Below are 13,810 nucleotides of genomic sequence, written 5' to 3' on the forward strand. Positions count from 1 at the left end.
CACATTAACCTCTGTATCTTAAAACAACCACGTACTGCGTTTTTTTGCCGGAAAGTGCCCACTCTTTCTCTTCTTTGAGATATCCCGACTTTGCTGCCAGAGATAAAAGCCATTCTTTCTCCGTTGTGACAACGATAACATATCCCCCTGGTGTCATCCATGTGTTCAGCTTTCTGACAAAGTTCTTATATAATGTAAAGAGAACATCCGGCGTCATCTTGTCACTTCCCGCCGGCAGTTCTGTCAATACCTCATCAAAAGTATAACTATGGGAAAACTCCGCAAAATCCTTGTTAATAAAGTAAGACGGTACATTCGCCAGACTTGCATTTTCTCTGGCTCCGTCAATCGCCTCTCCAAAAATATCCACACCATAGAGATGTGCAGCCTTCCTCTTACGATACCGCTCGATCAAAAGCGTCGCCGTACCACAGAATGGATCCAACACATCCGCATCATCCGCCAGATATTCAGAGGCAATTGAAACAACTTCCGCTGCTTTCACCGGGTGCATCGATGTGGCAATAGCATTGCGGCGATAGCTGAACCGACTGTCTGCTATCGTATGTAAAATCAAATAAACACTGTACTGTCCCTGCTTATTCTCTGTGATCCGCAGCTCACATTCATAATTGGACGCGGAATTCTGCAGATGATGTCCGGACAAGCGTTCCAGTTCTGCCCCCAGACGCTTCACATACTGACTCTTTTCATTCAAAACCAGCTTCGTCCGCAGATCAATTCTGAAATAAAAGGGTCCGTCACCTTCATGGCGCTTCTTCAGATAGTCCGTCAGTCCGGCATCCTGAATTGCCGCCGCAACAGCCTGATAGTCTGTTGCCTTCAACGGATTGGCACAGAAGCGGAACATAAAGCCCTTCACTGTACGGATACCGAAAAGTTCTCCCGGACGTTCTGCCAGAATACGCACACCGCCTCTCATTGCCTTGGCCGCATCTCTCACATTTCTCGGCATCACATCAATGGTCAGCTGCTCCATCCCGGGACTGGTCAGCAAAATCATCTCTGAAGGCACCGAATAGCCTGTAAATGTATGTTTCACCGGCTTCTCCACAATCAACAGCATATCCCTTAAAAGCTTCAATTCCTCATTCAGATGCTTCTGATTCTCCGGCGTCATCTCCATCTGCATCAGTTCTTCCATCCGCTCCCTGAAAGCGTTTAAATACGTCCTGTAATCCAACTGACTCATGGCTGTCAGATAAGCACTCTTTACAAAAAGCTTCTCCTCGCATTCATAAGCATAAAACAGGGCATCCAATGCATCCTGACATCCCATCTCGCCAAGAATCAATGCCGCATTCTTCCTGACTTTGGCATCTTCATGCTTCAAAAGCTTCAGCATCAGAGACAGGCATCTCTGGCGATCACGCTGCCAGGCTGCACTGCCGGGTTCTGTTTTTAAAAGTTTGCGCAGCTCGATCAGATTCTTACGCACATCCTCATCACGTTCTATTTTATCAAGATAATTTCTAAACATTTAATCCTCTCTTTTTCATCTTAAAATATCGCTTAAATTCCTCTTATCATCATATATGGAGTTTCAAAAAAAGTCAATACAGAATGGATGCACCCCTGCGCTGCACAAATGTTTTCGCCCATCTCAGCGAATCTGCCTGTGCATCATTACAAAAAGGGCTATCCAACCGGATAGCCCTCTCTGATAATCGCTCTAAACAACTGCTTATTCTAACATTTAAAATAAAAAATACAAACTTCGTAATCAATATAATATATCTTAGAAAAGGCACACTGCATGAAGGATTATAACTTAACGACATTCACTGCCTGTGGTCCCTTCTGGCCTTCGATGACTTCGAATTCTACTTCCTGACCTTCTTCCAGTGACTTAAAGCCATTGGACTGGATGCCTGAATAATGTACGAATACATCATTGCCCTGCTCATCGGAAATAAAACCGAATCCCTTCTGATTGTTGAACCACTTTACTGTACCTTTGTTCATTCCAAAGTCCTCCAAAAATTAAAAATGGGTCTTACTGCAGGTTATTCTTGCAGCATGTTCAGCATACCATACTTAACCTCAAAAGTCAAAGGATTTCCTATATTCTTGAATACCAAAAGGCTTAAAAATATCGCAGAAATGCCCTTTTTTCGCCATTTTCTTCAATGGTCCGACACATTCCCAAAACAGCATTCCGGTCGGTCTACTCACAATATGCAACCACCGTATAGACACTGTTTTCATACTTGACTTCCTTGACTGTGGCATGCAGGCTTGTCAGTCTCCGAAGTGCCGGAATATTGTCGCTCATGGCCAGTGCCGGTTCAATTGTATAATAATACATGGTGCCTGCCAGAGTGTTCAGCTTGGATTCGCTCATCTCCACTTCATCACCGGCCTTCAGAAGATCCGGTCTTTCCATTCGAAATGAAACTTCCTGTTTCAACTTATTCACCAGCCTTAAAAGATGCGTAGCGCTTCAAAACGCCGAGAATCAGATCAACAGACAGATCCATGCCCTCTGCTGTAATATGCTCATAAGGACCATGATAAGCATAACCACCTGTACCGATATCCGGACAAGGCAGTCCCCTGAAACTGAGCTGTGCACCGTCTGTACCGCCTCTGACAGGCACGATCAGCGGTTTCAGGCCAATTTCCTCAGCAGCTGCTTTCGCATTCTCGATCAGATGGAAATGCGGCAGAATCTTCTCGGACATATTGCGGTACTGCTCTGTAATGGTCAGTTCCACAGTGCCTTCACCATAACGGCCATTTAAGACAGTCTGGATATGCTGCAGTTCTTTTTTGCGCAGTTCAAAGGCCGCCAGATCATGATCTCTGACAATATACTGCATCTCGGCCTTTTCTACATTACCGCTCATATCTGTCAGATGATAGAAGCCTTCATAGTCTTCCGTATGTTCCGGTCTGTCCGCTGCCGGCAGCATCTGATGCAGCTCCCATGCCACGTTCAGTGCATTGATCATCGTATCTTTGGCACTTCCCGGATGGACATTGAAACCGTTGATCACAAATTTTGCTGCACAGGCATTGAAATTCTCATAGGTGATTTCGCCTTCTTCGCCGCCGTCGATGGTATAGGCATAATCCGCACCAAACGCATCCAGATCAAGGGCTGAGGCACCGCTTCCCACTTCTTCATCCGGTGTAAAAGCAATACAGATCTTGCCGTGCGGAATGTTTTCTTTGATCAGATGTTCAACAACTGTCATGATCTCCGCAATACCGGCTTTGTCATCCGCACCAAGCACTGTTGTACCATCTGTTACAATCAGTGTTCTGCCCTTTAAAGACGGCAGATGTGGAAATTGTGCCGGGCTCAGTGTTCTTCCGCTGTCTCCCAGTACGACGTCCCCACCGTCATAATTCTCAATAATTCTCGGCTTCACATGCTCACCACAGAAATCCGGCACTGTATCCAGATGGGCAATCAGACCGATGGCCGGCGCATCCTCATATCCCAGTGTTGCCGGCAGTGTGCCGTACACACAGCATAAATCACTGACACGTGCATCTTCAATGCCAAGTGCCTTCATTTCAGGAACCAGCATGTTCGCCAGATCAAACTGACGCTGGGTGGTTGGTGTTGTCTCACTGAATTCATCACTGGCTGTGTGGACAACGACATAATTTAATAAACGTTCATAAGCTCTCATTCTCTATTTCCCCGCTTCCTTTTTATTTCACGCAGTAAACGTAATTCTCTTTTCTAGGCATGGCTTTTGGCTCTTCTCCATCTGTATATCCCAGCACACAGTGGCCAATACCTTCATAATCGCCTTCAATACCAAGTGACTTTAAGAAGGCCTTGCCTTCTGCGGATTCAAATTCCTCTTTGGCTCTGTGAATCCAGCAGCTGCCAATGCCTTCTGCATGAGCAGCAAGCATGAGATTGCCCATCACCAGACTGCCGTCATAAACATAGGTTGGTCTTGCTTTATCTGCCAGAACAATCAGCACAACCGGTGCACCATAAAATGGATCAGAATCCACACCCATGATCTCTGCATTCATCTTCGAAAACTTGTCACGGATTTCTTTATTCGTCACCGCAATAATGATAGGTGACTGCTTGCCCATACCCGTTGCTGCATAGGTGCCCGCTTCGATAATCCGATTGAGCACATCCTCCGGAATCATATCCGGTTTATATTTTCTGATACTTCTTCTTGTCTTCATATTATTAATAACTTCGCTCATTTGATAGAACCTCCATGATAATTCAAGATTTACCCGTGCATTTTCATATGAAACCCGGGTCTGCTCCGCAGACATAGTGTTCATCCAAATCTCCGGGCCGCTGTTATTAAGTATACACCAAAAAACAAAAAAAAGCGATACCGTTCAAATGAACGATACCGCTTTTATGTTGTCTACATAGATTCTATGTAGTGATGATTCATAATTAGTTAAGAATACCGATAAATACTGAAGAGAATACTAATGCAACGATTGTCATCAGTTTGATCAGGATGTTGATAGCAGGGCCTGATGTATCCTTGAATGGGTCACCGACTGTATCACCAACAACTGCAGCTTTATGAGCTTCAGAACCCTTGCCGCCGTGATTGCCGTTCTCAATGTATTTCTTAGCATTATCCCAAGCACCACCTGCGTTGGACATGAAGATCGCCATCATAACACCTGTTACAAGGGAACCTGCAAGCATACCGCCTACAGCTTCTGTACCAAGAAGGAAACCAATGATGATTGGAGCAACAACTGCCATAACGCCAGGAATAATCATTTCACGAAGAGCAGCCTTTGTAGAAATATCTACACACTTTGTATAATCAGGTTTGCTCTTACCTTCCATGATACCAGGAATCTCTCTGAACTGTCTACGAACTTCCTCGATCATAGAATATGCAGCCTTAGATACAGATTCCATTGTGAAAGCTGAGAAAAGGAATGGCAGCATACCACCGATCAGAAGACCGATAATTGTTGTATAAGAAAGAATGTTGATTGCTGAAAGGTTAACCTGCTGAGCGTAGGACATGAAAAGTGCCATAGCTGTCAGTGCAGCAGAACCGATAGCGAAACCTTTACCCATAGCAGCTGTTGTGTTACCTACAGCATCAAGGGAGTCTGTGATTTCACGAACGGACTCATCAAGGTAAGACATTTCTGCGATACCACCGGCATTATCAGCGATAGGACCATAAGCATCAACAGCAACTGTGATACCTGTTGTAGAAAGCATACCTACAGCTGCAAGTGCGATACCGTAAAGACCGCAGCACTTGTAAGCAACAAAGATACCTACACAGATCAGTACAAGCGGAATAGCTGTGGACTGCATACCTACAGCAAGACCGGAAATAATTGTTGTAGCAGCACCAGTTTCAGACTGTTCAGCAATCTTCTTAACTGAGCCGTAATCACCGGATGTATAAACCTCTGTGATAATACCGATGATCAGACCAACGATCAGACCAGCGATGATAGCAACAGCAGGCATGATAGAACCAAGATAATATACAGACAATGCAATGGCACCGATAACAACAATGGCATCAGCTGTATATTCACCTCTGTTGAGGGCTTTCTGTGGGTTACCGCCTTCTTTACCCTGTACCATGAATGTACCGATAACAGAAGCAACGATACCCAGAGCAGATAAGATTGCAGGGAAGATTGCAGCTTTCGCTGTATCCAGTGTGATCGCACCGAAAGAACCTGCAAGACCAAGAGTGATAGCAGAAATAAGAGAACCTGCATAAGACTCAAAAAGGTCAGCACCCATACCGGCAACGTCACCTACGTTATCACCTACATTATCGGCGATTGTAGCAGGGTTACGCGGATCATCCTCAGGGATACCAGCTTCTACCTTACCTACAAGGTCAGCACCAACGTCAGCAGCTTTTGTATAAATACCACCACCAACACGGGCAAAAAGAGCGATAGAAGATGCACCAAGGGAGAAACCGAAAAGAACATCTGCATCACCTGTGATTACATACAGACCAGCTACACCAAGAAGACCAAGGCCTGCAACACACATACCCATAACGGCACCACCGGAGAATGCAACATTAAGTGCTTTGTTCATACCACTTGTTCTTGCTGCATTGGCTGTTCTGACATTCGCCTTAGTAGCTACTGTCATACCACAATAACCGGCGATGATAGAAAGAACAGCACCGCAAAGGAAGCAAACTGCTGTAAGTGGATTTCTTAAGAAGCAAAGAACAACGAAGAGCACTACGATAAAGATTGCAAGAATTCTGTATTCAGCAAAAAGGAATGCTCTTGCACCTTCTGCGATAGCAGAAGCGATTTCTTTCATACGGTCTGTACCAGCATCAACGGTATTAACTCTCTTTGTCAAAACAAAAGCGAATACCAGACCGATGAGTGCGCAGATAACTGCGACATACATGAGATTCATAATTAAACTCCTTTCTCTTTCTTAAACGTTTAATTTTGAGCATAAATTATGCAGATGTAATCATACAATCTGCATACTAGTCATGCCTTAAATATTATCCGATTTTTTTTGGAAAGTCAACCATTACCATTAAATTATTATAAAAAAGTATTAAAAATTTGCAAATATCGTTGCTTTTTTAACATGGAAATATCAAGATTCGTTTTATTTTAATTCCAGACGCATGTCAATCAATTCCTGATATTCCCCTGTTCTCAGACGAAAAGCCTTCGGATTTCTTCCATATTCAATGAATCCTGCTCTCCTGTACATTTCAACTGCCCTCTCATTCTCAGCAACAACTTCCAGTTCCAGCTGAAGATACCCAGCTTCTCTGGCACACTCAATGCATGCCTCCATCAGATACTTTCCGATGCCCAGTCCCCAGAACTCCTTTGTAATGGCAATGCCAAAAACCGCACGATGCTTGATTTTATCCCGCATTCCCAAAGCATCAATCCCTGCAGTCCCAGCAACAACACCATCCACAATCGCAATAATCTCAACAGTATTCGTACTATCCGTTTTCCTCTGCAGAAAATCTGCTTCCTGAGAAGCCGTAAAACAATTCTCATCCGAATAAGTCAGCAGATAATCCGTCTCCTCATGAGTCCGATTAAAAACATCCAGAACTGCCTTACCATCACTGGTAACGCCATTTCTCAAAAGGCAGTTTCTGCCATCCTTTAATGTAACTGTTTTTTCAAAAGTCATGCCTATACTCCTATCTTCTCTCCAACTTCCTCAAAATATCTGTACTATCAATTATTCTACCATACCTCTTATCCAAAAGCCATCCATGTCCACATATATAAAAATATGCCATCATTAAATAAAAACAGCCCTACACCTCAAAATAAATCATACGAACCATTTGATTTTAGTCAAAACTTTTTTTGTCGGCCAATAAAACAGGCGTGCATCAAAAAACAACAAAATGGAACCTAAACGGGCACATTCATGTACAGGTGCTTCTGACGTGGCCGGTACTTAGATGCTGTCCTTTAGCATCTTATGTACCGCTGCCAACGGTGCTGAAAGTCCAGTGGATTTTCGTTAGCACCGACCGAAGTAGCACGTAGACCAGGCAACGCGAGTATGCCTGTACATGAATGTGCCCGTTTAGGGTTCCTCTATTATGCATCTGATTGCACGCCGTCAATCTTTCGTCAATCTGCGTATCGACTAATCAAGGTTTGTATACCCCATCAGATTAATGTCCACACATTTTGCAGCCTCTCTACCTTCTCTGATCGCCCATACAACCAGTGACTGTCCTCTATGCATATCTCCGGCCACATAGACTTTCTCTTCGCTTGTATGATAATGGCCCGGTTCTGTTTTGACATTGGTTCTGCCGTCCACCTCTACACCAAAAGCATCTGTAACATAACTCTGACTGCCAAGGAAACCTGCTGCAATAAGCACCAGATCGACTGGAATAATCTCATTGCTGCCTTCGATTTCATGCATCACCATACGTCCTGACTCAGGGTCTTTCTGCCATGACAGTTTCACTAATTCTGCAGCACAGACTTCACCATTATCATTGGCGATAAAGGATTTCACCGTTGTCTCATAAATTCGAGGATCATGACCATATAATGCAATGGCTTCCTCCTGGCCGTAATCTGTCTTGCAGATTTTCGGCCATTCCGGCCATGGATTGCTCTCTGCACGCTGATCCGGCGCTTTCGGCATCATTTCCAGCTGAATGACATTCTGAGCCCCCAGACGAATAGATGTGCCCACACAGTCATTGCCTGTATCACCGCCGCCGATAACAAGCACATTTTTACCTTTGGCAGAAATGAAATTGCCGTCCTCAAAATTTGAATCCAAAAGACTCTTTGTTGTCTTCTTCAGGAAGTCAACGGCAAAATAGATACCTTTTGCTTCACGCCCCGGCACATTGATATCTCTCGGATTCGATGCACCACAGGCCAGGATCACGCTGTCATATTCTTTGAGCAGTCTGGAAGCCTTATAATTATTGCCGATATCCGCACCTGTTACGAATTCAATGCCTTCTTCTTTCATAATGTTAATACGGCGTTCGATGACCGCTTTGTCCAGTTTCATATTCGGAATACCGTACATCAAAAGTCCGCCCACACGGTCACTTCTCTCGAAAACTGTCACCTGATGGCCACGTTTGTTCAGCTGATCTGCGGCTGCCAGTCCGGAAGGGCCGGAACCCACAACTGCGATTCGCTTGCCGGTTCTTACCTTCGGTGGATCTGCCTTCATCAAGCCATGTTCATAACCGTATTCAATAATACCATGTTCATTTTCCTTAACAGAAACCGGGGCTCCGTTTAAATTGCAAGTACACGCTGCCTCGCACAAAGCCGGGCAGACACGTGATGTGAATTCAGGAAAGCTGTTTGTCTTCATCAGACGACGCCATGCCTGTTCCCAGTTGCCGTTATAAATCAGATCATTCCATTCCGGTACAAGGTTATTCAGCGGACAGCCCGATACCATACCGCCGATCATCATACCAGACTGACAAAACGGTACACCGCAGTCCATACATCTTGCGCCCTGCTTCTGCTGCATTTCACTGCTCAGAGGGATATGGAATTCGTTAAAATTCTGAATACGTTCCTCAGGTGAAATGACACCCCCTGTTTCTCTCTCATATTCTAAAAATCCGGTTGGTTTTCCCATTGTTATCCCCTCCTATCCTCTCTTGCTTGCGTAAAATGCTTCAATCTGTGCCTGGTCAAATGTCAGACCTTTTTCTTCCATATGGACAATGGCTGTCTGCATATGACTGTAATCATGCGGTATGATCTTCTTGAACTTCGGCAGATATTCAGAGAAGTTGTCAAGAATCTCTTTGCCAATGGCAGAACCTGTATTATCCACATGCGCCTGGATCATATCTCTCAGCTCCATAACATCATATTTGGATGTCACCGTATCAATGGAAACTAATTCTTTATTGACACGTTTATATAAATCTCTGTTTTCATCCAGAACATAGGCAATACCGCCGCTCATACCGGCTGCAAAATTCTTGCCTGTGCGTCCGAGAACAACCACACGGCCGCCTGTCATATATTCACAGCCATGATCGCCGACGCCTTCAACAACTGCTGTTGCACCTGAATTACGAACGCAGAAACGTTCACCTGCCACACCGCTGATATAAGCCTTGCCGCTTGTGGCACCGTAAAGGGCAACATTACCGACGATGATATTTTCATTGGACTCAAACTTAATATTCTTTGGTGGATAAAGCACCAGTTTGCCCCCTGAAAGACCTTTGCCGAAATAATCATTGCTGTCGCCGCACAGTTCCAGTGTCAGTCCCTTAGGAATGAAGGCACCAAAGCTCTGTCCGCCGCTGCCGTTGCACTTCACCGTGTACTGATCTTCCGGCAATGTATCGCCATACTTCTTGGTGATCTCGGACCCGAAAATTGTTCCCAGTGTACGATCTATATTGCGTACATTAATCTCAATCTTCTTTTTCTTCTTGCCTGCCAGTGCAGACTTGAATTCTTTCAGGAAGACTTTCTCATCAATGGTCTTCTGAAGACCAAAATCATAGACATCCTCCGGCATAAACAGATGTTTTTCTTCATGCAGATACGGATTCTCAACAATGGCTGAAAGATCCAGTTTACCGTAGATCTGAGGATCCACATCTTCTCTGACTTTGATCAGATCAGAACGTCCCACTAATTCATCCAGGTTATGCACACCCAGTTTTGCCATGATCTCACGCAGTTCCTGGGCAACAAATTTCATAAAGTTGACCACATATTCCGGCTTACCTCTGAAACGCTTGCGCAGTTCAGGGTTCTGTGTAGCAATACCCACCGGACATGTATCCAGATTACATACACGCATCATGACGCATCCCATTGTCACAAGGGGCGCTGTAGCAAAACCAAATTCCTCTGCACCAAGGATCGCTGCCATTGCTACATCACGACCTGTCATCAGCTTACCATCCGTTTCAAGACGGACTCTTGAACGAAGACCGTTCATGATCAGTGTCTGATGTGTTTCTGCCAGGCCAATCTCCCAAGGAAGACCTGCATTGTGGATAGATGTTCGAGGTGCTGCACCTGTGCCGCCGTCATAACCGGAGATCAGGATAACCTGTGCACCTGCTTTGGCAACACCGGCTGCAACAGTACCGACACCAGCCTCAGATACCAGTTTGACAGAAATTCTTGCCGAACGATTCGCATTCTTTAAATCGTAGATCAACTGTGCCAGATCCTCGATGGAATAAATATCATGATGCGGCGGTGGTGAGATCAACGCCACACCCGGTGTGGAAAGTCTTGTCTTTGCAATCCACGGATAAACTTTTCCGCCCGGAAGATGACCGCCTTCACCCGGTTTTGCACCCTGAGCCATTTTAATCTGGATCTCGTTGGCACTGACAAGGTATCTGGAAGTCACACCAAAACGACCCGAAGCTACCTGTTTGATAGCAGAACACCGGTTAAGTCCATCCGGTCCGATGGTAAGACGTTCAAGACTCTCACCACCTTCACCGGAATTGGATTTACCGTGGATCATATTCATGGCAATAGCCAGTGTCTCATGAGCTTCCTGAGAAATGGAGCCATAGGACATGGCACCTGTCTTGAAGCGCTTCACAATCTCATCCACACTCTCTACTTTTTCAATCGGAATACCGCCTTCTTCATCAAACTTGAACTCCAGAAGACCTCTCAGGTTCATCAGGCGTGTTTCTTCATTAATATTATGAGAATACTCTTTAAACATCTCATAATCTCCGCGTTTTGTGGATTCCTGAAGCAGATGAATGGTTCTTGCATTATAAAGATGTTCCTCTTTGCCGCTTCGCATCTTATGACCACCGATGCTGTCCAGAGACAGATCCACATCCAACCCCAGCGGATCAAATGCACGCATATGCCATGTATTCATATCGCGCTCAATGTCTTTTAATGTTATGCCGCCGATACGGCTGACTGTATTCGTAAAATATGTATCAATGACTTCTTTGCTGATACCAATGGCTTCAAAGATCTGAGAGCCCTGATAAGACTGGATCGTTGAAATACCCATTTTGGAAGCAATCTTGACAATACCGTGAAGAACCGCTGAATTGTAATCACTGACAGCTGCATAATAATCCTTGTCAAGCATATGCAGATCGATCAGTTCTTTGATGGATTCCTGAGCCAGATATGGGTTGATGGCGCAGGCACCATAACCCAGCAGCGTTGCAAAATGATGCACTTCTCTTGGCTCTGCACTCTCAAGGATCACAGCAACCGCTGTTCTCTTCTTTGTTCTGACAAGATAATGCTCAAGGGCAGATACAGCCAGCAGGGAAGGAATCGCTACATGGTTCTCATCGATGCCTCTGTCGGAAAGGATCAGAATATTTACACCGTCTCTGTAAGCTCTGTCTACTTCCACAAACAGATGATCCAATGCACGTTCAAGGGGTGTATTGACATAGTAAGTGATCGGAATTGTCGCTACTTTGAATCCTTCTATATTCATGGATTTGATCTTCAGCAGATCTGTGTTCGTCAGAATCGGATTGTGGATCTGTACCATCTTGCAGTTTTCTGCTTCTTCTTCCAGAAGATTGCCGTCCGGTCCGATATAAACCGTTGTAGATGTCACAATTTCCTCACGGATGGCATCAATCGGCGGATTGGTTACCTGTGCAAACATTTGTTTAAAATAAGAAAACAGTGGCTTCGGCTGATTGCTCAGAACAGAAAGCGGTGTATCCACACCCATGGCAGCAATTGGCTCTGCACCATTCTTTGCCATCGGAAGGATAGTATCCTTTAACTCTTCATATGTATAGCCAAATGCCTTCTGCAGTCTGATACGTTCATCCCTTGTATATTCCGGCACACGTTCATTTGGGATCTTCAGATCTTCAAGCTTAACAAGGTTGGCATCCACCCATTCACCATAAGGCTGGCTCTGGGCATATGTTTCCTTCAACTCATCATCAGAGATCAAACGGCCCTGAACAGTATCTACCAGCAGCATCTTTCCCGGACGCAGACGATCCTTTAAAACAATATGTTCTTCCGGTACAGGCAGTGCACCAACTTCTGAAGACAGAATCATGTAATCATCATCTGTCACATAATATCTGGACGGACGCAGACCGTTTCGGTCAAGCACCGCACCAAGAAGATCACCATCTGAAAAGACAATAGAAGCAGGGCCATCCCATGGCTCCAGCATCGTTGCATAGTACTGATAGAAATCTCTCTTTGTCTGGCTCATGCTCTTGTCATTCTCCCATGGTTCAGGGATTGTGATCATGACAGCCTTCGGCAGCGGCATACCGCTCATCATCAGAAATTCCAATGTATTGTCCAGCATCGCGGAATCAGAACCTGAAGAATTGATCACCGGCAGTACCTTATGCATCTCACCCTTCAGTGCACCGGAAGACATCGTTTCCTCACGGGCCAACATGGTATCTGCATTGCCGCGGATTGTATTGATCTCGCCGTTATGAACGATCAAACGGTTTGGATGCGCACGCATCCAGCTTGGATTCGTATTCGTACTGAAACGTGAATGTACCGTTGCAATGGCTGATTCATAATCCTCATCCTGAAGATCATCAAAGAACTTTCTCAGCTCGCCTACCAGGAACATACCTTTATAGACAATAGTACGGCTGGATAAAGAACAAACATAAGTATTATCATTACTCTGTTCAAAAACACGTCTTGCAATGTACAGCTTACGGTCAAAATCAATGCCCTTGGCCACATCTGCAGGTTTCTTCACAAAGCCCTGCATAATGTATGGCATCTTGTCCAGTGCTTTCTGTCCCAGTACGGATGGATTCGTCGGTACTGTACGCCATCCGAGAAATTCAAGACCTTCCTTGGCCACAATGATCTCAAACATCTTCTTGGCCTGATTCTTTCTCAGCTCATCATGTGGAAAGAAAAACATACCAACACCGTATTCCCGTTCTTCACCAATATCAAAACCCAGTTCCTCAGTCACTTTCTTAAAAAATCTGTGAGAAATCTGAAGCATAATACCAACACCATCACCGGTCTTACCCTCGGCATCCTTACCTGCACGATGTTCCAGTGTTTCTACGATGGTCAGTGCATTCTCAACAGTCTTATGTGTCTTGATACCCTTAATATTCACAACTGCACCGATACCACATGCATCATGTTCAAAAGACGGATCATATAAAGCCGGTTTCTTCTGCTGTTCCATTATCACTCACTACCTTTCTTCTATGTATAAAATTATCATTTCCAAAATATGGTAACAAAAAAAGGACAAACCACGCCTGTAGTAGACGCCTTTGTCCTTTGCTATGAAAAAAGATAGCATATTTTATAGGCAATATCAAGC

The 13,810-nt window shown here is 44.8% G+C and carries 9 protein-coding genes; all 9 read right to left on the reverse strand.

The window, feature by feature from the left end:
- Nucleotides 1–4: 4 nt before the first annotated feature.
- The 9 genes from NBH03_RS05560 to gltB all read right to left on the reverse strand — a co-directional run bounded on the left by NBH03_RS05560 (nt 5) and on the right by gltB (nt 13,669).
- Nucleotides 5–1,501: a methyltransferase domain-containing protein gene (locus NBH03_RS05560; RefSeq protein WP_250797989.1), complete on the reverse strand. Its 1,497-nt coding sequence runs from the start codon at nt 1,499–1,501 to the stop codon at nt 5–7.
- Nucleotides 1,502–1,785: 284 nt separating this feature from the next.
- Nucleotides 1,786–1,986, reverse strand: coding sequence for a cold-shock protein (locus NBH03_RS05565; protein WP_015515333.1), 201 nt, complete (start codon nt 1,984–1,986; stop codon nt 1,786–1,788).
- 202 nt (nt 1,987–2,188) lie between these two features.
- The gene (locus tag NBH03_RS05570) at nt 2,189–2,407 is read right to left on the reverse strand and encodes a hypothetical protein (RefSeq protein WP_015515332.1); all 219 of its coding nucleotides are present in this window, start codon (nt 2,405–2,407) and stop codon (nt 2,189–2,191) included.
- Nucleotides 2,408–2,432: 25 nt separating this feature from the next.
- Nucleotides 2,433–3,665: a peptidase T gene (pepT, locus tag NBH03_RS05575; RefSeq protein ID WP_215690165.1), complete on the reverse strand. Its 1,233-nt coding sequence runs from the start codon at nt 3,663–3,665 to the stop codon at nt 2,433–2,435.
- 22 nt (nt 3,666–3,687) lie between these two features.
- Nucleotides 3,688–4,209 carry a nitroreductase gene (locus tag NBH03_RS05580; RefSeq protein WP_117527114.1) on the reverse strand — a complete coding sequence of 174 codons (522 nt, stop codon included), beginning with the start codon at nt 4,207–4,209 and terminating at the stop codon, nt 3,688–3,690.
- Nucleotides 4,210–4,414: 205 nt separating this feature from the next.
- Nucleotides 4,415–6,406, reverse strand: coding sequence for a sodium-translocating pyrophosphatase (locus NBH03_RS05585; RefSeq protein WP_250797991.1), 1,992 nt, complete (start codon nt 6,404–6,406; stop codon nt 4,415–4,417).
- Between the two features lie 204 nt (nt 6,407–6,610).
- Nucleotides 6,611–7,159, reverse strand: a complete 549-nt coding sequence (locus NBH03_RS05590; protein ID WP_227081727.1) for a GNAT family N-acetyltransferase — start codon at nt 7,157–7,159, stop codon at nt 6,611–6,613.
- A 471-nt stretch (nt 7,160–7,630) separates the two neighbouring features.
- Nucleotides 7,631–9,118, reverse strand: coding sequence for a glutamate synthase subunit beta (locus NBH03_RS05595; RefSeq protein WP_250797995.1), 1,488 nt, complete (start codon nt 9,116–9,118; stop codon nt 7,631–7,633).
- A gap of 12 nt (nt 9,119–9,130) precedes the next feature.
- Nucleotides 9,131–13,669 (reverse strand): glutamate synthase large subunit, encoded by a 4,539-nt coding sequence (gene gltB, locus NBH03_RS05600; RefSeq protein ID WP_250798001.1) that lies wholly within the window; start codon nt 13,667–13,669, stop codon nt 9,131–9,133.
- Between the last annotated feature and the right edge of the window lie 141 nt (nt 13,670–13,810).

It is taken from the genome of Coprococcus intestinalis (genome assembly GCF_023656595.1).
Lineage (GTDB): Bacteria > Bacillota > Clostridia > Lachnospirales > Lachnospiraceae > Coprococcus_A > Coprococcus_A intestinihominis.